The 25,222-nt window shown below is 53.9% G+C and carries 16 protein-coding genes and 2 tRNA genes; 9 read left to right on the plus strand and 9 right to left on the minus strand.

Annotated elements, in window-relative coordinates; translation table 11 throughout:
- Positions 1 to 144: 144 nt before the first annotated feature.
- Both MCON_RS04470 and fae read right to left on the minus strand, forming a co-directional pair.
- Positions 145 to 9,207: an SdrD B-like domain-containing protein gene (locus tag MCON_RS04470; RefSeq protein WP_162144996.1), complete on the minus strand. Its 9,063-nt coding sequence runs from the start codon at positions 9,205 to 9,207 to the stop codon at positions 145 to 147.
- A gap of 377 nt (positions 9,208 to 9,584) precedes the next feature.
- Positions 9,585 to 10,091 carry a formaldehyde-activating enzyme gene (gene fae, locus MCON_RS04475; RefSeq protein ID WP_013718831.1) on the minus strand — a complete coding sequence of 169 codons (507 nt, stop codon included), beginning with the start codon at positions 10,089 to 10,091 and terminating at the stop codon, positions 9,585 to 9,587.
- A 90-nt stretch (positions 10,092 to 10,181) separates the two neighbouring features.
- Between fae and MCON_RS04480 the strand changes: the two genes are divergently transcribed.
- Together MCON_RS04480 and MCON_RS04485 are read left to right on the plus strand one after the other, a co-directional pair.
- Positions 10,182 to 10,727 (plus strand): GMP synthase subunit A, encoded by a 546-nt coding sequence (locus tag MCON_RS04480; RefSeq protein ID WP_048131892.1) that lies wholly within the window; start codon positions 10,182 to 10,184, stop codon positions 10,725 to 10,727.
- Between the two features lie 84 nt (positions 10,728 to 10,811).
- Positions 10,812 to 11,432, plus strand: a complete 621-nt coding sequence (locus tag MCON_RS04485) for a YkgJ family cysteine cluster protein (protein WP_013718833.1) — start codon at positions 10,812 to 10,814, stop codon at positions 11,430 to 11,432.
- On the opposite strand, the gene dnaJ is transcribed toward MCON_RS04485, so the two are convergent.
- The 4 genes from dnaJ to thsA form a co-directional block, all read right to left on the minus strand.
- Positions 11,413 to 12,570 (minus strand): molecular chaperone DnaJ, encoded by a 1,158-nt coding sequence (dnaJ, locus tag MCON_RS04490; RefSeq protein ID WP_013718834.1) that lies wholly within the window; start codon positions 12,568 to 12,570, stop codon positions 11,413 to 11,415. The genes MCON_RS04485 and dnaJ overlap by 20 nt on opposite strands.
- 73 nt (positions 12,571 to 12,643) lie before the next feature.
- Positions 12,644 to 14,512: a molecular chaperone DnaK gene (gene dnaK / locus MCON_RS04495; RefSeq protein WP_013718835.1), complete on the minus strand. Its 1,869-nt coding sequence runs from the start codon at positions 14,510 to 14,512 to the stop codon at positions 12,644 to 12,646.
- An 88-nt stretch (positions 14,513 to 14,600) separates the two neighbouring features.
- Positions 14,601 to 15,122, minus strand: coding sequence for a nucleotide exchange factor GrpE (locus MCON_RS04500; protein WP_232844341.1), 522 nt, complete (start codon positions 15,120 to 15,122; stop codon positions 14,601 to 14,603).
- 68 nt (positions 15,123 to 15,190) lie between these two features.
- The gene (thsA, locus tag MCON_RS04505; RefSeq protein WP_013718837.1) at positions 15,191 to 16,831 is read right to left on the minus strand and encodes a thermosome subunit alpha; all 1,641 of its coding nucleotides are present in this window, start codon (positions 16,829 to 16,831) and stop codon (positions 15,191 to 15,193) included.
- A 179-nt stretch (positions 16,832 to 17,010) separates the two neighbouring features.
- Between thsA and pstB the strand changes: the two genes are divergently transcribed.
- Genes pstB through MCON_RS04520 form a run of 3 tightly spaced genes read left to right on the plus strand, consistent with a single transcriptional unit; the run spans position 17,011 to position 19,444 of the window.
- Positions 17,011 to 17,757, plus strand: coding sequence for a phosphate ABC transporter ATP-binding protein PstB (pstB, locus tag MCON_RS04510; RefSeq protein ID WP_013718838.1), 747 nt, complete (start codon positions 17,011 to 17,013; stop codon positions 17,755 to 17,757).
- Between the two features lie 21 nt (positions 17,758 to 17,778).
- Positions 17,779 to 18,432 carry a phosphate signaling complex protein PhoU gene (phoU, locus tag MCON_RS04515; protein ID WP_013718839.1) on the plus strand — a complete coding sequence of 218 codons (654 nt, stop codon included), beginning with the start codon at positions 17,779 to 17,781 and terminating at the stop codon, positions 18,430 to 18,432.
- A gap of 7 nt (positions 18,433 to 18,439) precedes the next feature.
- The gene (locus MCON_RS04520; RefSeq protein WP_013718840.1) at positions 18,440 to 19,444 is read left to right on the plus strand and encodes a PhoU domain-containing protein; all 1,005 of its coding nucleotides are present in this window, start codon (positions 18,440 to 18,442) and stop codon (positions 19,442 to 19,444) included.
- 28 nt (positions 19,445 to 19,472) lie between these two features.
- Here MCON_RS04520 and MCON_RS04525 read toward each other — a convergent pair whose 3' ends face one another.
- Positions 19,473 to 19,928 carry a methylated-DNA--[protein]-cysteine S-methyltransferase gene (locus MCON_RS04525; RefSeq protein WP_013718841.1) on the minus strand — a complete coding sequence of 152 codons (456 nt, stop codon included), beginning with the start codon at positions 19,926 to 19,928 and terminating at the stop codon, positions 19,473 to 19,475.
- Positions 19,925 to 20,455 (minus strand): metallophosphoesterase, encoded by a 531-nt coding sequence (locus MCON_RS04530; protein WP_013718842.1) that lies wholly within the window; start codon positions 20,453 to 20,455, stop codon positions 19,925 to 19,927. The genes MCON_RS04525 and MCON_RS04530 overlap by 4 nt, the downstream gene beginning before the upstream one ends.
- A gap of 113 nt (positions 20,456 to 20,568) precedes the next feature.
- On the opposite strand from MCON_RS04530, the gene MCON_RS04535 reads away from it, so the two are divergent.
- The 4 genes from MCON_RS04535 to MCON_RS04550 all read left to right on the plus strand — a co-directional run bounded on the left by MCON_RS04535 (position 20,569) and on the right by MCON_RS04550 (position 22,045).
- A tRNA-Tyr gene (locus tag MCON_RS04535) sits at positions 20,569 to 20,676 on the plus strand.
- A gap of 8 nt (positions 20,677 to 20,684) precedes the next feature.
- A tRNA-Asp gene (locus MCON_RS04540) sits at positions 20,685 to 20,757 on the plus strand.
- 182 nt (positions 20,758 to 20,939) lie between these two features.
- Complete coding sequence (locus MCON_RS04545; protein ID WP_013718843.1) at positions 20,940 to 21,158, plus strand: hypothetical protein; 219 nt, start codon at positions 20,940 to 20,942, stop codon at positions 21,156 to 21,158.
- A 389-nt stretch (positions 21,159 to 21,547) separates the two neighbouring features.
- The gene (locus MCON_RS04550; protein ID WP_013718844.1) at positions 21,548 to 22,045 is read left to right on the plus strand and encodes a hypothetical protein; all 498 of its coding nucleotides are present in this window, start codon (positions 21,548 to 21,550) and stop codon (positions 22,043 to 22,045) included.
- 155 nt (positions 22,046 to 22,200) lie between these two features.
- Here the strand turns inward: MCON_RS04550 and MCON_RS04555 are convergent, their stop codons facing one another.
- Entirely contained in the window at positions 22,201 to 24,957 is a 2,757-nt protein-coding gene (locus MCON_RS04555; RefSeq protein WP_157863671.1) for a trypsin-like serine protease, read from the minus strand.
- Positions 24,958 to 25,222: the final 265 nt, after the last annotated feature.

Raw genomic sequence — 25,222 nt, forward strand, 5'->3', positions numbered from 1 at the left:
AGAAAAATCGGAGGTGGGCATATTTCTCCTCTGCCCACCTCAAAAAGCTTCAAGCCAGCAGCCTTTGCATCCTTTCCGATCCAGAAGCTGCAGGCATTATGCTTATTTGCAGTCTCTTTGCCTTTCTATTCGATGTGCTGGCTCCTACCGTCTCACCATATCCTGCAGCATATAGCCCTGGCCCATGGCACTGTCATAAGCATTGGCTGGGGCATGCTTGCCGTCTCTGACATACACATAGACCCTATAGTTGCCAGCATCGGTGGGAGCACTGGACCAGGTCCACTGATTCTTAGCTGACCAGCTCTGCACGATCCTCCAAACATTGCCGGTGGAGGGGCCTTTCAGCCAGAACTGATAGTACAGTGGATCTTTATCTGCATCGCTAGCGGTTGCCGTCCACTTAACCGGAGTTCCAGCTCCCTGGGGGCTGGGGCGGTCGGATTTCAGAGCGGTCAGAACCGGCGGCTGATTGGAGATCAGCTGATAGGAGGAGCCCAGAGCGCTATCGTACCCGGTGTCAGGGTAATGCCAGCCGTCTCTGGCGTAGACGTAGACCGTATAGGCTCCGCCATCATTTGGCATGCTGGACCAGGTCCACTGGTTCGCCAGGGACCAGTCTTGAGCTATCTGCCAGACGTTGCCGGTGGAGGGGCCTTTCAACCAGAACCGGTAGTATATCGGATCTTTATCTGCATCGATTGCCGCAGCGGTCCACTTAACCGGGGTTCCAGCTCCTTGAGGGCTGAGGCGGTCGGATTTCAGAGCGGTCAGAACCGGCGGCTGATTGGGGGCCAGGATGAAGGGGGCCCCCACAGCGCTATCATATCCGGTCTCAGGATTATGCCAGCCATCCCGGACATAGACATAGACCGTATAGGCTCCGCCATCGGACGGCAGGCTGGCCCAGGTCCACTGATTCTTATATGACCAGTCCTGCACTATCTTCCAGCTGTTCCCGGTGGATGGACCCTTCAGCCAGAACCGGTAAAGCAGTGGCTCCATATCCGGGTCAGTCGCTATTGCTGTCCAGGTCACAGGCGTTCCTGCCTTCTGGGAGCTGGGTTTGTCCGATCCAAGGGAGATCAGAGTGGGGGGCAGATTCTGCCGCCGCACTGTGAACAGCGCACCAGCATCATCGTCCCATCCGGCTGGGCTGGAATGGAGGCCATCCCTCACCTGCACCTTGATCTCGCTGGTGCCCGCATCAGCCGGCGTTGTCGGCCAGGTCCAGGTTGGATCGGTGGACCAGTCGCGGACCATTCGCCACAGTCCGCCGGTCGATGGACCCCTCATCCAGTACCTGAAGAAGAGCGGATTGCCCTCCGGGTCGCTGGCGGTGGCCGCCCATCTGATGGTAGCTCCTACTGGCTGTGCGCTGGGCAGGTTCGTGCCCAGGCCGGTGATCACCGGAGGCAGGTTCACATTCATGATGAAGAACCGGCCAACCTGATAGTCATCCGAGCCGGCAGGTCCGGCATGCTTGCCGTCCCTGACTGCTACCAGCACCTCGCTGTAGCCCACGTCTGCAGGAGTGGTCCTCCAGATCCACTGGTTGCTCTTGCCCCAGCCGGTCATATCCACCCAGAATCCGCGGGTGGCAGGACCGCGCAGGAAGAACCGGTACTGCAAGGGGTCTCTGTCTGGATCAGAGGCTATAGCCGTCCACTTGATCCAGCTGCCGGCATACTGCGGCTCAGGCCGGTCGGTGTAAAGGACCTGCACACTGGGCGGCAGATTGCCGCCGGTCAGGCTAAAGGAGACGGTCTTCTTGACATCGTATCCTCCTGGGCCGGAATGCTGTCCATCCCTTATCCAGACCTCAACCTCATACTTACCGGCAGGATAGCCGAGAGTGTTCCAGGTCCAGACGCTCCTGCTGCTATAGCCGGTGTCCAGGTTGATTCCCGGCCCTCTAACCAGGAATCTGTACTGGAGAGGATCAAGGTCATCTGCCCTGGCCGTCCAGATGATCGGTGTTCCAGACCTCTGGGGACTGCTCTTGTCCGGGATAAGTGATGGATTGGCAGGCAATGGATTCCAGTTGCCGAAATCCTTTCCAGAAACGCTGGTAGTGGATGAATCCAGGGTGACGGTATAAGTGCCACTCGCTGGTGCCTTCTGATCCCATCCGGGCTGATGAATCTCCCGAACGGTATAGGTTCCAGAGGCAACATCCGTGAAACTGTAAGAGCCGTCAGCTTCGGTGGTTGCAACCTTTATCACCCCTCCTCCAGCCGGCTCCAGGTTGATCTTCCAGCCGCCCATTCCTGGCTCGCCGGGATCTCTGACCCCGTTGCCGTTGATATCGTTGTACTTCACTCCAGAGATGGATTGAGCTGCCAATCTATTCCCAAAGTCGTTGTCCTTTGCCTCTCTGGGAGGTGTTCTCACATCGAAGACTATGCTGTGGCTCCCCCCCGCTGGAGCGGTCTGCGTCCAGCCGGTTCTTGAGGTCTCGCTAACCTTGTATGTGCCGGGAAGGAGCCTCTCGAACTTGTAGTTGCCGTTGTTGTCCGTGGTGGCGGTAAGGGTGGGAAGCGGCTTGCCAAACCAGGTGCTCCCGGTCAGGACCATCTCCCAGCCGGAAAGGCCCTTCTCACCGGGATTCTTGGTGCTGTCGCTATTCAGATCCTCGTACTTCATTCCGGATATGGAATTAGATCCGCGTATTCCGAAGTTGACGTTGGTCACCACTACCGTTTTGATGGTCACTGTGACCGTGGAAGAGGTGGTGAGGACCATGCCCGTCGGGACGGGATCGTTTATGGTGTAGGTCCCAGGCAGGACGTTCTCGAAGCTGTAGAGTCCGTTCTCATCGGTGGTGGTATTGGCCACTACCTTGCCGTTCTCGACCAGGCTCACTTCCCCGCCGGGAATGCCAGGCTCATCCTCGTCCTGCAGGCCGTTGCCGTTGATGTCATAGTACTTCTGGCCGGAGATGGAAAGACCGCCGCTGTTGGCGAAATCCTTGTCGGCCACATCGGCATCCTTAAGCTCAACCGTCCAGGGGCCTTCAGGTGCTATCTGATTGATGCCCTCTGCAGCGACCTGGCTTATGCTGTAGGTTCCAGGAGACAGATTGCGGAAGGCATAAGAGCCATCTTCAAGCGTGGTGGTGGCATTTATGACGCTACCGTCGCGGGATAGCTGAATGGCCACTCCAGCCCTGCCCGGCTCGCCCTCATCCTTGACGCCGTTGCCGTTGCTGTCCAGGAAGCTGGTTCCTGATATGGCAAAGGAGCCGTGGTTGCCGAAGTTTATGTCTGCTACATCCCCATCCGTCAGCTCCACGGTGTAGGAGCCTTCAGGAGGTGCAGTCCTGGTCCAGCCAGCCTGCTCGACCTCGGATACGGTGTAGCTTCCGGGGGATAGCTCTGCGAACTTATAGGATCCGTCCTTTTCCGTGGTGGCAGTGCTGATCAAACTGCCGTCTCTAGAGAGCTCAATCGTCCAGCCCTCCATTCCCGGCTCGCCGTCGAAGGCACCGTTGCCGTTCAGGTCGTTGAACTTCCTGCCGGAGATGGTGTACTGGACGAGCTTGTTGACGAAGTCCAGGCCTTCAACGTCTCCTTCGGAGAGATCGACGTTATGAGATCCGCCTTCGGGAATTGCTGCTACCCAGCCAGATGGCAGAGTCTCGCTGATGGTGTAGCTTCCAGCATCAAGATCCTGGAAACTATAGGTTCCATCCTCTCGGGTTAAGACGCTAACCTGGCTTTGATCCGGTTTGGTTATCTGTACCGTCCAGCCGGATAAGGCCTCGCCGCTGTCAGACACGCCATTTCCGTTCTTGTCCTCATATACCAGGCCCGAGATGTTCATCTTCGGCTCGGCGAGGGTGAAGTAGCCGGAGTACTCGGAGTCAAAGCCGTCTTCGCCAGAGTGCTGTCCATCTCTAACCTGAACTTTAACCTGATTCTCTCCCCGATCTATTGAGGATGTCACCCAGGCCCAGGTATCATCTGAAATCCATTCTGTCTTTGGCTCCCAGGCTCCATTTGTTGCCGGTCCATTGAGGAAGAACCGGAAGAGCAACGGATCCATGTCCACGTCAGTGGCATTGGCGGTCCAGGTTACAGTCACCCCTGGCTTCTGGGGGCTTATGATATCCGGAATCAGAGAGTTCAGCACAGGGGTCTGATTCTCCACAACAGGAGCTACGACCTCTGCATCCTCTTCAGATACCTCTTCGGTCAGGTTCTCGGTGATGTTCTCCGGTGCAATGGGAGTGGTGATGTTCTCAGTCACTGGAGGGGCCAGAGTATCCTCTGGGATCTCCACCACTTCAGTCACATTCTCCGCCTCAGCGGTCATATTGGCCTGAGCGGTGGCATTCTCTTCATCTGTGATATTGGCGGGAGCTGTCACATTGACCTGGTCAGTGACATTTGTCTCAGCTGGAGCGATCTCCTCCGCAGGTTCCTCTGCAAAGGGAGCTTCTTCATCGAGCGGCATTATGACGAACTCGGAGCTTCTATTTCCGCTCTCGCCCTCCGGCCCCTCATGCTGATCGTCCCTGGCCTGGGCTGTGATCAGGAATGATCCGGCCTCAGATGCAGTCCAGATGAACTTGTTTTCTGCCTGCCAGTCGGTGACTGCAGTCTCGTTGACCAGGAAGCGATAAGATATGGGATCATCTTCCGGATCGCTGGCAACTGCTGTCCAGTTGACACTGCTTCCCAGAACCTGGGGGCTTCCCAGATCGGCTGAAAGCTCTGTGATGCTTGGTGATTCATTCGGCTCAGCAGCGGCCTCTTCGACCGGTTCTGCTTCTGCGACCTCCTCAACAGCTTCTTCTGCCAGAGGCATTGTTATGGCGAACTCAGAGCTTCTGTTTCCGCTCTCGCCTTCGGGTCCATCGTGCTGATCGTCTTTGACCTGCACGGTGACCAATGCCGTTCCGGCCCCTGTTGCCGTCCAGGCGAACAGATTCTCAGACTGCCAGTCGGTGACTGGAGTATCGTTGACCAGGAAGCGGTAGGATATGGTATCATTTTCCGCATCGCTGGCCGTTGCCGTCCAGTTGACACTGCTTCCCAGGACCTGGGGGCTCTCCAAATCTGGAGCCAGGCTTATAATGCTCGGAGACTCATTGAGCTCGACGGGCAGGATCTCCTCTTCTGCCTCCTCAGCTGCTGGCTCAGGAGCGGTTATGACAAATTCGGTGCTTATGCTTCCGGTTTCAGCTGCAGGCTCATCGTGCTGATCGTCTTTGACCTGCACGGTGATCAATGCCGTTCCGGCCTCTGTTGCCGTCCAGGGGAACAGATTCTCGGGTTGCCAGTCGGTGACTGGGGTATCGTTGACCAGGAAGCGGTAGGATATGGTATCATTTTCCGCATCGCTGGCCGTTGCTGTCCAATTGATCCTGCTTCCCAGAAGCTGTGGGCTTGCCAGATCAGCGGCCAGATCCATTAGCTCTGGCGGATTGTTTGGAGCAGCCTCAACCACGAATTCCGCTGTCCTGGAGCTATCTCCTTCCGGATTGTGGTTGTTGTCCCGAGCCCTGACCTCGATGGTATGGGAGCCGATCTCCTGCTCGGTTGTCGTCCAGGTCCAGCTCGGGCTGGAGGTGAACTCAGTCTGAGCCACGTCATCCAAGAGGAACATGAACTCCAATGTATCATTTTCCGGATCGGATGCCGCCGCAGTGAATGTTACTGCTGTCCCGGCTATCTGGGGGCTGGCTAGATCTGAAGCCAGATCAAATACCTCAGGCGGATTGTTTGGAGCAGCCTCAACCACGAATTCCGCTGTCTGGGAGCTATCTCCTTCCGGATTGTGGTTGTTGTCTCTCGCCCGAACCTCGATGGTATGGGAGCCGATATCCTGCTCGGTTGTCGTCCAGGTCCAGCTGGGATTATTAATGAAATCCGTGCGAGCCTGGCCATCAACCAGGAACATGAACTCCAATGGATCGTTCTCGGGATCGGATGCTGCCGCAGTGAATGTTACTGCTGCTCCGGCTATCTGGGGGCTGGCTAGATCTGAAGCCAGATCAAATACCTCAGGCGGATTGTTGGGAACCGCCTCAACCACGAATTCCGCTGTCTGGGAGCTATCTCCTTCTGGATTGTGGTTGTTGTCCCGAGCCCTGACCTCGATGGTATGGGAGCCAATATCCTGCTCGGTTGTTGTCCAGGTCCAGCTCGGGATGGAGGTGAACTCAGTCTGAGCCACGTCATCCAAGAGGAACATGAACTCCAATGTATCATTTTCCGGATCGGATGCGGCCGCAGTGAAGGTCACTGCTGCGCCAGCAATTTGGGGGCTGGCTAGATCTGAAGCCAGATCAACTACCTCTGGTGGATTGTTGGGAACTGCTTCAACGACAAACTCCGCTGTCTTGGAGCTATCTCCTTCTGGATTGTGGTTGTTATCTCTCGCTCGAACCTCTATAATGTGCGATCCAATGCTCTCAGTGGTGGTTGTCCAAGTCCAGCTCGGGCTGGAGATGAACTCGGTCTGAGCCACGCCATCCAAGAGGAACATGAACTCCAATGGATCGTTCTCTGGATCGGATGCCGCCGCAGTGAATGTCACTGCTGCGCCAGCAATTTGGGGACTGGCCAGATCTGAAGCCAGATCAACTACCTCAGGCGGGTTGTTGGGAACTGCTTCAACGACAAACTCCGCTGTCTTGGAGCTATCTCCTTCTGGATTGTGGTTGTTGTCTCTCGCTCGAACCTCTATAATGTGCGATCCAATGCTCTCAGTGGTGGTTGTCCAGGTCCAGCTCGGGCTGGAGATGAACTCGGTCTGAGCCACGCCGTCCAAAAGGAACATGAACTCCAATGGATCGTTCTCAGGATCAGATGCGTCTGCAGTGAAGGTCACTGCTGCGCCAGCAATTTGGGGACTGGCCAGATCTGAAGCCAGATCAACTACCTCTGGTGGATTGTTGGGAACTGCTTCAACGACAAACTCCGCTGTCTTGGAGCTATCTCCTTCTGGATTGTGGTTGTTGTCTCTCGCTCGAACCTCTATAATGTGCGATCCAATGCTCTCAGTGGTGGTTGTCCAGGTCCAGCTCGGGCTGGAGATGAACTCGGTCTGAGCCACGCCGTCCAAAAGGAACATGAACTCCAATGGATCGTTCTCAGGATCAGATGCGGCTGCAGTGAAGGTCACTGCTGCGCCAGCAATTTGGGGGCTGGCCAGATCTGAAGCCAGATCAACTACCTCTGGTGGATTGTTGGGAACTGCTTCAACGACAAACTCCGCTGTCTTGGAGCTATCTCCTTCTGGATTGTGGTTGTTGTCTCTCGCTCGAACCTCTATAATGTGCGATCCAATGCTCTCAGTGGTGGTTGTCCAGGTCCAGCTCGGGCTGGAGATGAACTCGGTCTGAGCCACGCCGTCCAAAAGGAACATGAACTCCAATGGATCGTTCTCCGGATCGGATGCGGCTGCGGTGAATGTCACTGCTGTCCCGGCTATCTGGGGGCTGGCTAGATCGGCAACCAGATCCACTAACTCTGGCGGGTTGTTGGGAACTGCTTCAACGACAAAATCCATCGTCCTTGAGCTGTCGCCCTCAGGGTTGTGGTTGTTGTCCCGGGCCCGAACCTCGATGGAATGGGAGCCGATATCCTGCTCGGTTGTCGTCCAGGTCCAGCTGGGATTATTAATGAAATCCGTGCGAGCCTGGCCGTCAACCAGGAACATGAACTCCAATGGATCGTTCTCTGGATCGGATGCCGCTGCAGTGAATGTCACTGCTGCGCCAGCTATTTGGGGGCTGGCTAGATCGGCAACCAGATCCACTAACTCTGGCGGGTTGTTGGGAACTGCTTCAACGACAAAATCCATCGTCCTTGAGCTGTCGCCCTCAGGGTTGTGGTTGTTGTCCCGGGCCCGAACCTCGATGGAATGGGAGCCGATATCCTGCTCGGTTGTCGTCCAGGTCCAGCTGGGATTATTAATGAAATCCGTGCGAGCCTGGCCATCAACCAGGAACATGAACTCCAATGGATCGTTCTCTGGATCGGATGCCGCTGCAGTGAATGTCACTGCTGCGCCAGCTATTTGGGGGCTGGGCTGATCGGCAGAGAGATCGACCATCTGGGGTGGATTGTTTGGCACCGGCTCAATGGCAAACTGAGTCGCCTGAGAGCTGTCACCCTGTGGATTGTGGTTGTTATCTCTGGTCCGTGCCTCGATGGTATGGGAGCCAATATCCTGCTCGGTTGTCGTCCAGGTCCAGCTGGGATTATTAATGAAATCCGTGCGAGCCTGGCCATCAACCAGGAACATGAACTCCAATGGATCGTTCTCTGGATCGGATGCCGCTGCAGTGAATGTCACTGCTGCGCCAGCTATTTGGGGGCTGGGCTGATCGGCAGAGAGATCGACCATCTGGGGTGGATTGTTTGGCACCGGCTCAATGGCAAACTGAGTCGCCTGAGAGCTGTCACCCTGTGGATTGTGGTTGTTGTCCCGGGCCCGAACCTCGATGGAATGGGAGCCGATATCCTGCTCGGTTGTCATCCAGGTCCAGCTGGGATTATTAATGAAATCCGTGCGAGCCTGGCCGTCAACCAGGAACATGAACTCCAATGGATCGTTCTCCGGATCGGATGCTGCCGCGATGAAGGTCACCGCTGCACCAGCAATCTGGGGACTGGCTAGATCGGCATTAAGGCTCAGCACTTGAGGAGGCTGATTTACCGGCGCTGCTATCTGCTCAGGGGCCTGCACTATCGGCTGTTCAATCACAGGAGCCTGTTCCAATTCGGGAACGGCTGCAGGCGCACTGACCTCTGCCGGGACCTGGGGAGCTGTTATTTGATAGTCTATTATCCTCTCATCGAGCTTGAAGTCCCCACTGGTATGCATTGGATCTCTCACTAAGACTCTGATCTGGTAGTTTCCCGGCTCCAATGCAGCCGTGTTCCATGTCCAGGTGTTCTCATCTATCCATTGCGTCAATGGGACCCATGTAGCAGAATCCTTTAGCTGGAACATATACGATATTGGATCGTTCTCAGGGTCCTCCGCCCGAACCGTCCATTTTATAGCGGTGCCCATAGGCTGGGGGCTGGGCTTGTCTGGCTCGACGCTTCTGATCGATGGCGGTTGATTTGCAATATCTGAAAATGCAGAATCAACCTGCTCAGGGAAACCTATCCCCTCGGGAAATCCCCCAGGCTGTTCCTGCGCATAAGCGAACGCACTCAAGAGCACGCTCACAGACAGGATCATAGCAAGAACAAGAAATTGCTTCTTGTATCTATGATTCAGCACTTTTTTTAATTTAACATTAACTGTATACTCACTATCCTTATCCCTTTTACGCATATCCTCACTCTCCTCTCCTATCCCACTTCCTTCCAACGGCCTTCATGGCCGAGAACTATCATCCGATTTATCATTTCATCAACCATCTGATCCCTATCTGGACCCCTATTCTGATTCTTGCTCTGCATTCCATCTAATGGCTCATTTGATATCTCACAGATCTTCCATCAGGAGATTATGAACTTATTTTTCACATAGAGGCTCTATCAAGATCTCTTCGGGGATCAATCTCATGTGAAACCTCTGTGATTCCCGTATAGATCTAGAGCAGATGGATGATTTCAAGCAAAGGGGTGCTTCGCAGTGCTCTTCGCGGCCAGAATATCCCCTGGCTTTGGCTCTCTATTCGCTGCGCGTTCTATGGCAATCTTCGTGGCCTGATAATTATATTCATAAACCTTATCTTTATCTTTTGCATCCCACTCCACAAATACAGACACTATTATAAAAAGATCGTCCGCCAACTCCTCGGGCAGTACTCCCGACTCGACGCAATCCATCACAGCTCGTGCCACTGCTGCCTGCACAGGGCCAAAGACCATTATTGCCTGCTGGGCATTCTTTATGGTGACCTTGTTGACCATCAGGGTCGAGGGCTTAACCGGCAGATTGGGGGCAAGGACGGCCAACAATGGCGTATGGCCCCGGGATGGCGATGCAAGTGCCCTCACAAATGCCTTTTCCACCGGGCTATCCCTTGGTCCCATAACCAGATCTATATGCGCTACCTCGGGCCCCTCTCCGACCAGTGCTTCACCAACAAGTACCCTCTGAAAAGATTGCGACATAACCAACCTTTTGGTCTTTTTCATATAAATTTGTAATCTAAGCAGTGGGCCAAAAATTATATCATCATAATGCAATGCATTGTTGCATTAATGCGAGTGATCGTAATCAACAACTATGGACAGTTCAATCACCTCATCAGGCGCAGCATACGGGATAAGGTGGACTGTGACCTCGCCTCCAACCAGACGCCACCAGAAGATATCGATGCCGACGGCTTGATACTTGGAGGAGGACCATCCTTGGATCGCGTCGGAAACTGTCGCGATTATCTTTTGAAGCTTGACATTCCCATCCTGGGGATATGCCTGGGCATGCAGATCATGGGCACCACCTTTGGTGGTCAGGTTACGGCAGGAAGCATTGGAGGCTATGCCCAGGTGGATGTGGAGCTGATCGATGAAGACGACATCCTGAAAGGCTTTCCGGCAAAGTTCAAAACCTGGGCATCTCATGCCGACCAGGTGTCACTGCTTCCTTCTCAGTTCCAGAGGCTCGCCACCTCCAGGATCTGTGATATCGAGGCCATGAAGCATCGCAATAGGCCTCTGTATGGAGTGCAGTGGCATCCAGAGGTGGTGCACACTGAGCATGGTGAAGAGCTTCTGGATAATTTTATAAACATATGCAAAAAATGATTCCGACGGAGTCCCGGGGGGATGACTGCACGCCCAGAACCGTTTCTTAAGTGACGGGACGTCCAATATGGATGTGTGATCTTCATGCCCGATAAGAATCTTTTGTTAGCAGATCTTGAGCAATCATACGCAGCAGCTAGGCGCCTCTCGGCCCGGTCCCTGGCCGGCCAGATCGAGAGGATCGGATTTCAGTGCCTGGGCTGCGGCCAATGCTGCCGGGGCGATGATAACAGCGTGGTTGTCTTTCCCTTTGAGGTAAGGCGAATCATGGCGAAGAGGGAGCTGGATTGGCTGGAGGTAGCCCAGCCGCCGGAAGAGGGTGAATGGGACAACAACGGCAACTTCCATACCCTGGAGTGGAGGCTCAAAAAAGAGGGATTGCGCTGCCGGTTTTATGATGAGGGGCAATGCACTATCTATGGCCAGCGCCCCCTTCTCTGCCGCACCTATCCATTCTACCTGGTGGAGGGCGAGCTACGCTGCTCGGAATGCCCCGGCCTGGGGATGAGAATAAATGAGGATGCTGCCCAAGAGATCGCCGGGCAGCTCATCTTGCGCCATATCACTGAGATTGTGGAGGCAATAGCGCTCACCAAAAAATACCAGGACTTCCAGCGGGGCGGGTACAAAGAGGGCAACTGCTGCATCATACATGATAGCGAGGGAGAGCACAAAATCCCCCTTTTCACTGCACCGCGCTCTTAACCTCGTCTACGATCTTATCGATGAGGCTTTTCTCCTTCTCAGTGGAAGATCGCTTCGCCTCGCCGAACTCCTCTGCCAGCTCCTCCAATAGCTGCCTTTGCCTGGCGGTGAGAGAGGCGGGAGTGTTGATCTTGACCCGTACATGCAGATCGCCTGAGCCGGTGCCATGCAGCCTGGGCATGCCTTTTCCTCTCAAGCGGAAGACCGTTCCGGTCTGAGTTCCTGCAGGCACCTTGATCCTGGCCCGACCGTTCAGGGTGGGAACCTCCAGATCCGCTCCCAGGGCAGCCTGAGTGAAGCTGATGGGAGTCTCCATGATCAGATCGCTATCCAACCGCTGGAAGAGTCTGTGAGGCTGGATATTTATGACCACATAAAGATCGCCGGAGACGCCCTTGGGGCCGGCAGAATCCCCCTGGCCGCGGAGCTTGAGGTGCTGGCCGTCCTCCACACCCGCCGGGATCTTGATATTGATCTTGCGAGCCTTTCTTGCCCGTCCCGTGCCGCTGCAGTCCTCGCAGGGGCTGGTGATGAGCTCTCCCCTACCGCCGCACTTGGGACAGGTGGAGGAGGTGACCATCTGGCCGAAGGGGGTGTTTTGGGCCCGGGTAACCTGGCCCGAGCCCCGACAGGTGCTGCAGGTCACGGGACTTGTGCCGGGCTTAGCCCCGCTCCCCTGGCACTTGGGGCAGTTTTCCGTCCGCGGAACCTCTATAGTCGTCTCCAGGCCGCGTGACGCCTGCTCCAGGGTAAGATCGATATCATAGCGCAGATCCCGGCCCCTGGCCGGCCCCCGCCGTCCTCCCCCTCCGCCGAAGAACATATCAAAGATGCTCTCTCCGCCCGCGCCAAAGCCCCGAAGAAGATCCTCGAAGTTCACTCCGCGGAACAGGTCCTCCTGCGAGTACTGACTGTTGATTCCTGCATGGCCGAACTGGTCGTACTTCTGCCGCTTATCCGGATCGGACAGGACCGCATAAGCCTCAGAAAGCTCCTTGAACATCTCCTCCGCCCCGGGATCGTCTGACCGGTCGGGGTGGTGTTTCATGGCGAGCTTGCGGTAGGCGGTCTTGATATCCTTCTCGCTGGCATCCTTGGATACCCCAAGCACATCGTAGTAGTCCTTCTTATCCGGCATGGTACAGTCAGTTCCTTCTTCTGGTTTCCCTGTCTTCCAGCACCCTTTTCTTCCTTATAGTTTATTCTCCAATTTACTTCTTATCGTTTACTACCTCGTAATCTGCGTCCACCGTCTGATCCTGCCCTGTGGAATCCTGACCCGCCTCCGGGCCTGAGCCCTGGCCTGCCTGTCCCTGCTGGGCCTGCTGATCCTGCGCCGCCTTCTGGTACATGGCGGCAGACAGCTCGTAGATTGCGTTCTGCAAGCTCTCCGTCTTGGCCTTGATCTCGGAGATCTCTCCGCCGGTCTGGGCGTTCTTCAGGTCGCTGATGGCCTTCTCGATCTTCTCCTTCTGCTCGCTTGTGGCTATGTCGCCTGCCTCTTTGAGCATCTTCTCCGAGGCATAGATCAGAGATTCAGCAGCATTCTTGACCTCAATCTCCTCTTTTCTCTTCAGGTCGTCGGCGGCAAACCTCTCAGCATCCTTGATCTTGGCGTCGATATCCTCCTGGCTCAGCTTATGGGGAGCGGTGATGGTGATCCTCTGCTCTTTCTTGGTGGCAAGATCCTTGGCTGAGACATGAATGATGCCATTGGCATCGATATCGAATGTGACCTCGATCTGAGGTATGCCTCTTGGCGCAGGAGGGATGCCGACCAGGGTGAACCTTCCCAATGAGACATTATCCTGGGCCATGGGCCTCTCTCCCTGAAGGACATTGACCTCAACGCTGGTCTGGTTATCGGCAGCGGTGGTGAATATCTGGCTCTTTCTGGTGGGAATGGTAGTGTTCCTCTCGATCAGCTTGGTTGTGACGCTTCCCAGGGTCTCTATACCCAAAGAGAGAGGCGTTACATCTAATAGCAGTAGATCCTTGACCTCTCCACCCAGGACGCCCGCCTGAATCGCTGCCCCCATAGCCACGCATTCCATGGGATCCACTCCTCGTTCGATATCCTTTCCAAGGAAGTTCTTAACGAACTCCTGGACCATTGGCATCCTGGTCGGTCCGCCCACCAGGATGATCTTGCCGATATCGGACTTCTCCAGCTTGGAGTCTTTAAGAGCCTGGATCATGGGACCACGGCAGCGCTCCAGCACATCTGCTACCAGCTCCTCCAGTTTGGAGCGGGCTATGGTCATGCTCAGATGCTTGGGGCCGCTGGCATCGGCGGTGATATAGGGCAGATTGAGGTTGGTCTGCAGGACGCTGGATAGCTCTATCTTCGCTACCTCCACTGCTTCCCTCAGACGCTGCATGGCCATGGAGTCGCCACGCAGATCGACTCCAGATTCCTGCTTGAACCTGTCCAGCACATAGTTGGTCAGCCGGTCATCCATATCCCGACCACCCAACTGGGTGTCGCCCGATGTGGACAGGACCTCGAAAACTCCTTCGCCGATCTCCATTATGGTGACATCCAGCGTGCCTCCGCCCAGATCGAAGACCATGATCTTATGCTCGCCCACCTTATCCAGGCCGAAGGCGAGGGCGGCTGCAGTAGGCTCATTTATTATGCGAACGACCTCCAGGCCAGCGATGGTTCCAGCATCCTTCGTCGCCTGCCTCTGGTTGTCATTGAAGTAGGCGGGAACGGTGATCACCGCTTTATCCACGCTGTCAGCCAAATAGGTCTCGGCGTCGGTCTTGATCTTTCGCAAGACCTGGGCGGAGATATCCTCAGGGGTGTACTCCTTGTCGAAAACCCTGACCTTGTAGTCCGTGCCCATCTTCCTTTTTATTCCCTGGACGGTTCCATCTGGATTGGTTACAGCCTGCCTCTTTGCCGGCTCGCCGACCAGAACCTGACCATCTTTGGTGAAGGCGACATAGGATGGAAAAGCCTTGCCACCGATGCTTGTCCCTTCTGCGCTGGGAATTATTGTGGGCCGGCCGCCGATCAGAACTGCTGCTGCCGAGTTGCTGGTTCCAAGATCAATACCAATAATTTTTGACAAGATTTCATCTCCTGAACTTAGTAAATGCTACTACTCTGTAAATATTTAAACCTATCATCATATCTTTCCAATTGTATCTCAACCCGCCCTATTTACAGCCTTCTGCCTTCAGGGGCTTATTCACAGCGACCTTGGAGAAGCGAATGACCCGAGAGTTGAAGAGATAGCCTTTCTGTATCTCTTCGGCCACTATGTCCTCTTCCAGATCATCCTTCTTCACCTGAAACAATGCTTCATGCCGGTAGGGATCGAACTTCTTGCCAACCGCTTCAATGGGAACGAGACCTTCCGTAAAGAGCACTCCCAGAAGCTGCATATGGAGCACCTTTTGGCCCTCGTCATGCTTTGCCGCCTGCTCGAGGCTGTCGAGCACGGGGAGAAGCTTTTGGACGAGCTTTTCTGATGCATATTTAACTGTATCCTCCTTCTCCCGAACAGATCGCTTCATCAGATTGTCGAGATCTGCACGGCAGCGCATCAATTGATCGAGGCGCTCCTCAGACAGGATCTGCATCTCCACCAGCTTCCCTTCCAGCTCATCTATTCTGGCAGTTAAGGAGCTTTCATCCTCCTCTTCATCCTGAGCGCTCACTGCTGTATCGTCATCCATTTGCTCCACCCAAAGTATCATTGTTCATTTGATCAAAAGGGAGGATAGGCAAAAGCCGCCTGGTTCCCTCAATAGTGAGGCATTGGCATCTGGGGCATGGTGTAGTCATGCGGGCTCTGACCGGGTTTGGGCGTCATCTCCTCCCTTTTGGCGGCTATGACGTCATCCACCCGAAGGACCATGGTAGCGGCTTCCGCTGCAGACTTAATGGCCTGGGTCTTCACCTTTAAAGGCTCCACCACGCCCTGGGCCATCATATCCGCTGGCTTGCCGGATGCGATGTCCAATCCATAGATCTTGCCCTCACCTTGATTGGCTCTCAGAGCGGCAAGAGAATCCACAGGATCGAATCCTGAGTTCTCGGCCAGGGTAAATGGAATGGCCTCCACGGCATCGGCAAAGGCTCTGATGGCCAGCTGCTCCCTCCCTTCCAGAGTGGAAGCGTACTGCCTCAGATTCTCAGCCACCAGGATCTCCGGGGCTCCTCCACCAGGGACGATCTTTCCGGACCGAATGACATCCATGACCACATTGAGCGAATCGTCCAGAGCCCTTTCCATCTCTTCTAAGAGCTGATCCGAGACCCCATGAAGGATGATTGATATCGCTCTAGCCTTCTCGCAGCCTTCAACGAAGATCATCTGCTTTTCCTTGCCCACCCGTCTCTCCTCTACCAGGGCTGCAGATCCCAAATCCTCTGGACGCAGCTGCATTACATCTCCCACCAGCTTCGCCCCTGTTGCCAGGGCCAGCATCTTCAAATCCTCTCTCTTTACCCGACGGGCAGCCAGGATTCCGCGATTAGCCAGATAGCCCTGGGCGAATACTCCAATTCCCTTCTCACAGAAGACCACATTGGCTCCAGTAGCTATAATGGCGTCGACTTGCTCCTTGATGATCTTCTCCTCGCCCTCCTTGAAAGAGGATAGATTCTTGGCCTCAGTTATGGTAATCTTGGCATCAGTTCCCAGCTTTTTCAGCTCTAAGGTGCCCTCAAGAAGCATAATCCTGGCATTTTTGATTGACTTCGGCATCTGAGGAGAGGTTCTCTCCTTTTCCAGCACAATGCCGTAGTTTATGGATGATTCCTCAATTCTGCCTCCAGGAATATGGACCATTTTGATATTCTCTTCAATGTCCTTGCCCTCAAATCCCACCACGGCCCGCGCGGCGTCCACGGATATCTGAGAGAGCCTATCTAGGGCCATCTCAGTGCCTTTTCCCCTGATAGAGGTCCGGGCGATCTTCAGAAGCATCTCCTGGTCTCCGGAGACATCTATTGCCATCTTCTTCAAGACTTCCTGCGCCTTGGCGGCCGCCTGCTTGTATCCCTGCACAATAACCGTGGGGTGGACATCCTGCTCCAAGAGTGCTTCCGCCTTCTCCAGCAGCTTTCCGGCAATTATCACTGCGGTGGTGGTTCCGTCCCCAATCTCATCATCCTGGGCTTTTGCCACCTCTACGATCATCTTGGCCACAGGATTTTCTATATCCATCTCTCTGAGGATTGTAGCTCCGTCATTGGTTATAGTAGCATCACCGCTGCCATCGATGAGCATCTTATCCATGCCCTTAGGCCCAAGAGTAGTCCGCACAGCCTCTGCGACTGCCTTTGCTGCTAGAATATTCCTGTGCTGAGCATTCTTTCCGCTCTCACGCTCGCTTCCTTCCTTCATTATGATTACTGGTACTCCGCTCAAACCTGCCAAACCTTAGTCCTCCCCGACTTTTTCTTAGTACGAGTTTAAAGTTCTATATAAAGAATTCGCGTGATTGATATCTTCATTGTTATTTAGCTCAGTTAACATATAGTCTATATAGGAAGAACTATATAGCGAGTCCGCAATCAAGGATGCACATATGCAGATAACGCTAAAAGGGATATGCTTTGACCTCTAAGATAGTCTCGGAAAACCTGAACCTCTGGTATGGGGAGAAGCAGGCTCTCAAGGACATCTCCCTGAAGATACCGGAAAAGCAGATAACTGCTCTCATCGGCCCATCAGGCTGCGGAAAGTCGACATTTATTCGCTGCCTGAACCGGATGAACGATCTCGTGACTAGCGTTCGAATCGAAGGCAAGGTCTTTTATGATGATATGGACATCTATGGAAAAGATACAGACGTGGTAGAGCTGCGCAAGAGAATAGGTATGGTATTCCAAAAGCCTAATCCATTTCCCATGTCCATTTATGACAACATCGCCTACGGCCCACGGATTCATGGACAAAAAAATGTTAGCAAGATAGTGGAGCGCAGCCTGAAGGAGTCCGCCCTCTGGGAGGAGGTCAGCGAGAGGCTGGACCAGCCTGCTCTGGGCCTATCAGGTGGCCAACAGCAGAGGTTATGCATCGCCAGGACCCTGGCCATGCGGCCTGATGTTATCTTGTTCGATGAACCCTGCAGTGCATTAGATCCGATCTCAACCGGCAAGATCGAGAGCCTCATGGAGAGCCTCAAGGAAGAGTACACCCAGATAATAGTCACTCACAACATGCAGCAAGCTGCCAGGATCTCTGACATCACTGCTTTCTTCCTTCTCGGCGAGCTGATCGAGGTAGGAGAGACAAAGCATGTCTTTGAAATGCCCGAGATGAAGAGCACCGAGGATTATATCACCGGACGGTTTGGATGAGTCCTGGTGGGGAAGGAGCGAATGATCCCTTATAGACAGCGGTATCGCAAAGATCTTTCAGATCTAAAAAGCTTGACAAAGGATCTCGCCGATCATGTGGGCGAGGCCATAGAAAAATCCGTTATCGCCCTGTCCGATTCAAATGTTGACCTGGCACGAGAGATCATAAAGAATGATCAGGAAGTGGACGACCTGAGCATCAAGATCGAGAACCTATGCATGGAGCTCCTGGTGCTTCAGCAGCCCATGGCCAGGGATCTGAGGAGGATCATAGGAATCCTGAAGATAGGCATAGATTTGGAGAGAATAGGAGATCTGGCTGTGGACATAGCTCGAGTTGCCGCCCAGTCCCATAACGAGATAACCAAGCTGGAGTTCATACCGCGCATGGCGGAGATCAGCAGAAAGATGCTCAGGGAATCGATGGAGGCCCTGATGAACGACGACGCCGATACGGCCCGGCAGATCACCAAGTGGGATTATGAGATCGATGGGCTGTATGTCAAGGCAAGGGATAAGCTTCTGAAAATCATAATCGATCGGCCTGAAGTGATAAAGGAAGGGACCTCGCTGCTCATGGTGAACAGGCATCTGGAGAGGACGGGAGACCACATCTGCAACATCTGTGAGACAATCGTCTACATAGTGGAAGCAAAAAGGGAACACCTGAATTAGGAGGTTCATGGACACCAGAAAGGTGCAGAGGACCGGCAAGTCCACATTCATCGTATCCCTCCCCAAAATCTGGGCCACGAAGAACGGGATTGCCGCTGGCTCAATAGTCTACATCAATCAGGGGGATAACGGGGCTTTAACCCTATCCACCGATCGCTCGGAGAGGGATCTGCGAGTGAAGCTGGATATAGGGGAGAAGACGGGAGATGATCTGATCAGGGACATCATCGGATGCTATGTTGGCGGCTACAGGATCATTGAGGTCACAAGCCCTCATATGTCATCTGCCCAGAAGAAGGATCTGCATCAGATCGTAAACAAGCTCATCGGGCCTGAGATTTTAGAGGAGACCATCAATAAGGTGGTAATTCAGGACCTTTTGAGCTCAGAGGAGCTTCAGTCCGAGAAGGCCTTAAGGAGGATCCGGACGGTGGTCAAATCCATGATTCATGATTCTTTTACCAGCCTCTTGAACAACAACCAGGATGAACTGGCAATGGACGTGATTCAGAGGGATGATGATGTGGACCGGCTCAACCTCCTCATCTCCCGCCAGTTCACCGAGATACTCCGGACCGGTTCGGTTAAGCAGGAGACACAAAACCCCATCCATGCGTTCAACTACATGCAGGCGGCTTCAAACCTGGAACGCATTGCCGATCACGCCCATAGGATTGCCCAGATCGCCAGAGAGTATAATTGCACTCTGGCTGATGACCTGAAAGAGGAGCTGATGGATATGGAGGTTCAGCTGTGCGGATTTATCGACGACGCCATATCTTATCTACTGCAGACCAACTCAGACAAGGCCAATGAGATGATAGATCTGATCCGAGAGATCCAAAAGAGCGCCGCGAGGATAACAGTAACCTCGGACAGCCTGGGAAAGTCGGAGATGCTGGAGCGTCTTGTCCTGGCTGCCAGCCTGGAGAGGATGTTCGACTATATCATGAACATCGGTGAGCTGACCATCAACCTCAGTCACTCTACGAAGCAGGCGGAGAAGGGTTGATTGCGGAACAGATCGCTCTGCTTCGTTTTCATTTCGTCATTTCCGCTGCATCATTCCTCTCCAGGGCCAGCATCCTCTCTTTGACCTCCAGACCCCAGGCAAAGCCCCCCAAGCCTTTCCGGGCAACGACACGATGGCAGGGAACGAGTATGGCGAATGGATTTGTGGCCATGGCACTTCCCACAGCTCTTGCGCCTTTCGGGCATTGGGCAAGAAAGGCAACCTCCCCATAGGTCAGAGTCTTTCCCCGCCCTATCCCCCGCACCACTGAGTATACCCTCTTTTGAAAATCAGTGCTTCTGGAAATATCCAGATCCGGAGAGGGACAGGGCGCACCCTTCTCCAAATGAGCGGCAATTCTCTCCGCAAGGTGAGAGGGCTCGTCCGGGCTCCCTTGGGAGAGATAGATTCGTTTGACCTTCTGCCCCGAGCATTCCACAATGATGTAGAGGTCAAGGGCAGTGACAAAAGCGCCTTTAGTCATCCCTTGATGATCTCCCTGTAGGTCTTAAACCGGCCGAGCTCCACCCGCTCCACCTCCCTGCTGGTGGTGTCGAAGATGGCGACGGTAGAGTAGCCAGTGAGGTGGCCCCAGATCTCTCCCGGATTGACCAGCAGGGTCCTGCCATGGCTGGATACCTCAAAGATGTGGTTATGCCCACGGACGAGGACGTCATAGAGCTGGGATGCCAGGACTGCCCTCACCAGAGGCTCTTCTGTGCCATGCATAAGGGCGATCTTCAAGCCATCCACTTCAACCTCTCCGAAGTCTCCCAGATACTCACCGCCCACCCGGGCAAACTCCTTGGCCAGGCCCACCCGGTCCCCATCGTTGTTGCCATACACCAGCTTTATGGGGATATTCAGGCCCTCGAAGGTATAGCAGTTGCCTGAGCCGATCATATCTCCGGCGAAGAGGATCATAAAGACACCTCTGGAGGAGAAGACCCTCAGGGCATCCTTGACGCCCTGAAATCGGTCATGGGCATCGGACATAATACCAATCAACATAAGATCCCTTTATGCCACAATTGGAGCATTCTTATCAGTTGCGCTCATGCTCGCAGTCGCATCTGGGCCAGCCCGAAAGATCTAAGTACAAGAACTAACCTGGTAGCGAGAGGCCCGCCTTAACTCAGCCTGGTAGAGTGCGCGGCTGTAGTATGTCTCGCACCGTAGAGGTGCTACGCGCAGTCACCGCGATGTCCCCGGTTCGAATCTGGGAGGCGGGATCTGTTGTGTCCGGATGGTGTAGTGGCCCATCATGAAGGCCTGTCGAGCCTTCGACCCGGGTTCGAATCCCGGTCCGGGCGTTTTATTTCCTGTAAGAATTAGCCTAAGAAAACGATTTCATTTGGCTATTCTCTGAGATCTGAACACACTTTCCTTGATTTGCCCATTTGTATCTTATTCATACATTCTATTATGTAAAAATGGTTTGTTGATATTGTTTTCTGGCAAATCTACTTAATCTTGCACGCAGTACAAGTTATCTATGGCAGGAGTCCTTGAGCAGCTAATCAGGCAGCAAAATAGGGTAGTGCACCGTGATCTGAAGGCTATGGAGCTGGAAGCCGCCAAGGAGATTCTGGCAGAGGTCTTTAGGGTTCCGCTCTCGGAGGTTGATGAGATGATCCGATGCCGTTTCGAAGTTGAAGGCGTGGACCCTAAAGAAAAAGGGCTATGGCCTCAGGAGTTCTGCCTGGAAGGGTAGGATAATTTCAGGCTCTTCGCTGAATAATGTGGGTGAGTTCAGGCAGAGAATATGGCCTTTTGTTCCTCTGCGCCTCTGTGGTTGATTCAGTGCATAGCGGTTCACCACAGAAGGCACGGAGACATAGAGTTTTTCCGATTCAAGTCCACCCATGCCAAATAGCAGGGAGCCCAATTTCAAGCTTCTATCCTGCCTTCCCTTCACAACCACGGACAAACACCTGCTGAGATCTTTTTCTAAAGAACGAAAGACTGATATCTATCTTATAATCATTAGGATCTGAAGAATAATTTGCTGCCAGGTCTATGGAAAAAAAACAGAATCAACTTACATAGACTCCTTGCTGCAATGTCTAAATTGCAATGTCTAAATAGAAGGGTGTATCACTAATGAAAAGAGGAATAGCTGCTCTAGGCATAATCATGCTGCTGGTCCTGGCAGCAAGCGTCGCTGGCGGGTATCCTGCGCCAGGTTTCCGCCAGGTATCTGTTAAAAAACCAGATCCGCAGCTCTTTGCGCCCACCATCAGCATCAGTCAAATAAAAATAGCTCCTGCGGCTCCGGGCAATAGCGAGCCGGTGACTGTTGGGGTGAAGGTAAAATCCGTAGCGAATCAGGAAGACATCTGCGGACTGAATGAGACTAATTTTAAACTGGAGACCATCACGGTGCCGCCCGGCGGGGCTGCCGTAATTATTGAAAACGTCTTTGCCACGTCTTCGACGGCGGTAAATCAGCCTATTGACTGCAATTTCTGGCTGAACCTGGCCCCCACTTGGTTTCAGGGACAGCAATATACCTGGCTGACAGGAACATATACCGTCAAGCTGTGGTATGTTAAAGATGGAAAACAAATCTCCAGCGAGATATTCAGCTTCAGAGTCTGATCCGCGTCATCTACACTGAGCTGTAGCCTCATTTGGAGCTAGAAGTTGATATCCTCGGGTGCTGCAAATAGGAGGAGGGACCAAAGACTCAAACCTCTGGATCCCTCCTGTCCATTCCCAGCCATGCAGGATGGTTCTCATTCACCATGAAGGCTTCAGTGGTAGAACGATCTCCAGGCGCTCCATCCTCCGGATCGATCATGGGTGGTATAGTATATGTTACCCTTGTTATCGGTGGCAAATACGACCGGCACTATGTCTCCGCCGGTCTCCTCCTGCCACCGGCTGGCCGTCAGAGAGACGATGCCCTCCGGTTGAGGCTGAAGGGATTTGGCTGAGGGAGCATAAAGGTTGGTGGCCCATGGTTGCCAGTCTCCCCAGCCTTGCGAGGAATCCTTTGAGACCATCGCTCTGACCCAAAGTGCTCCTTTCTCATCCACTGCAAAGATCCAGGTTTGCTCGTCTTCCGTCCAGGCCGCATCGATATCGATAATGGCTGATTTTGAAGGGTTCTCGAAATTGCCTGGCGCCGTCCATGAGGAGGAGGGCTTTGCCTCCATCTGCCAGAGCGTGGCCAGCCCGCCGGCCGAGTCGATCAGGAAGGCCTGCTCGGTTCCGTCCGCCCTGCGCAGTGCAGTCACCTTACGAATGGATCCAGATGCGGTGAGCTTCTCCCAGCCCTTCCAGGCGGAGTCGGGCTCTTTGTTAATCCGGCCGCGAGTGTAGAGATTGCCGTCATCCCCCACCACAAAGATCTGGTTGTTGCCCTCAGAGTCGTAGGCGGCATCCACATCGAGGGCCTCCGTCACTCCAGCGGGAAGATCGATGGTTGTCCATCCATTCCAGCTGTCGCTGCTCTTGGACACTGCCCGAGTATAGAGCTTGCCCGCTTCGCTTGTGACTACCACTTGCGGCTTGGCATTGGTCTGGATGAAAGCTGCAATCTGTCTGGGGCTGGTGATCGATCCCAAGGAACTGAATGCAGAGAAACCGTCAGCAACGCTATTGCCATTTCGGCTTCTGGTAACCACAAGATCATTGTCGGAATCAATGACAAAAACTTCAGTTCGAGCGCTTCCGTCAACATGGCGGGCTATGGCCACGTTCTTGGCAAACCTGGGTGCATATTGGAATCTCTTGGCGCTTGGTCCCGCATTCAAATGATCGAGAGCTGGACCCTGATCGCCGCATGCTTCACAGGTGAACGCCGGATTCCAGGCGGCGGTGTAGACATTCGAATCGACGCTCGCCGCAAAGACGTCTAGCCAGTCGCTGCTTCTTGATATGGCTCCCAGGCAGGAGCCAGGCTTAAAAGAAGCATCCAGGACGTTTTGCCAGCCCTTCCAGCCGCATGGAAATTTGGGCTCCCATCCGTTTGCTTGAACCTTGCCATCAGGACCGACCACAAAGATATCAAGCTTGTCAGTGCCCCTGGATACGGCTGCGATGTAAGACTCCGGATCCGCGGCTAGATCGCCGATTCTCGACCATCCATGCCAGCCGTCTGTGAATCCGGGCTCCCAGGCTGCGGTGTAGATGCCCCCGTCCGAGCCGGTAACAAAAACATCGAGCTTATCGGCACCCCTGGATACAACGCTCACCGGTGAGCCGGGATCGACTGCATTGTTGCCTATCCTCCACCAGCCGTGCCAGCCGTCCTCAAATCCGGGCTCCCAGGCTGCGGTGTAGATGCCCCCATCCGAGCCGGTAACAAAAACATCGAGCTTATCGGCACTCCTGGATACAACGCTCACCGGTGAGCCGGGATCGACTGCATTGTTGCCTATCCTCCACCAGCCGTGCCAGCCGTCCTCAAATCCGGGCTCCCAGGCTGCGGTGTAGATGCCCCCGTCCGAGCCGGTAACAAAAACATCGAGCTTATTGGCACTCCTGGATACAACGCTCACCGGTGAGCCGGGATCGACTGCAATATCGCCTATCCTCCACCAGCCGTGCCAGCCGTCCTCAAAAGCGGGATTCCAGGAGGCAGTATAGATCCCACCGTCATTGCCGACGACAAATATATCCAGCCAATCCGCACCTCTGGATGTGACAGACACTGAAGATCCCGGTTTTGCCTCCAGATCGGAAATCCGCCACCAGCCCTTCCAGGTAGAGTCCGTCTGCGGTCCCCAGGCAGCCGTATAGATTCCGCCGTCCTTTCCGACGACAAAGACATCTAGATTATTGGCGCCTCTTGAGGCAACAGATACTGGCGATCCGGGCTCGACCTGGAGATCGGCTATGCTCCACCAGCCATGCCATTGCACGGGATTCCCTGGACCGTGGATCACCCCGGCCAGGAAGTGGTTATTTCCTATTTTGTAAAGCACTGGGGAGCCTGAGTTGCCGCCCACCGTGGCACAATCAAAGAATAGCTGGTCCTGGTCAATCTTGTAAACCTTACATTCAGGGTCCACGAGCGCAGGCTGCCACCAGACATTGCATCCCATCTTGCTCGAGCCTCCGGGCGGAGCTTGTCCCATACCGAAGAAGGATAGATCGCGACCGTACCCGGATGAATTTACGTTTGCAGGAACAGTCAAGATGCAAGCTATCGGCAGAGCCGGAAAGTCTGTCACATCTTTTGCCAGATGCCCTATCCCCCAATCCGATGCCTGAAATTCGCCTCCTGTCTCTACGCGGGTTCCTACGACTGCGCGGTCTATGGCAAATGACTGCGTATTGGTTCTATTGGGATTAAAGTTGGGGTAGAAGAAGAGATTGTTTTGCCAAGAGCCAGTATCATCGTAGCAGAAACAGTGTGCAGCAGCCACTATATGCCTGGAATCTATCAGAGTCGCCGTGCAGCCGTTATCCATGTAGCCGACAGCTCCCCACGGAAGCGAGTTGCTCATGGGCATAAGAAAGCGATCGTCGGGGCAGAATACCACGGCGCTTCCGGGCGTCAAATCATAAATTAGGAATAATAATATAAATAGTAAACTAATTTTATTCAATTTCTGACCGTTGCCTCTGTCTGTGATATGATGATTATGCCTGATAAAGAGAGATTTTCTCTCCCCACCGGAGTTTTCGGATTTGACTGCAAATGGAATAGTATACCCCTCCCGAATACCAAATTGGCTGCCTGTCGATCTGTTACACATTTGATCATTACTATATTGGGGTGGGCTCATTCACATTCAAAGATAAATACTTTTACCCAATAAGAAA

Source organism: Methanothrix soehngenii GP6 (assembly GCF_000204415.1).
GTDB classification, from domain to species: Archaea; Halobacteriota; Methanosarcinia; order Methanotrichales; family Methanotrichaceae; genus Methanothrix; species Methanothrix soehngenii.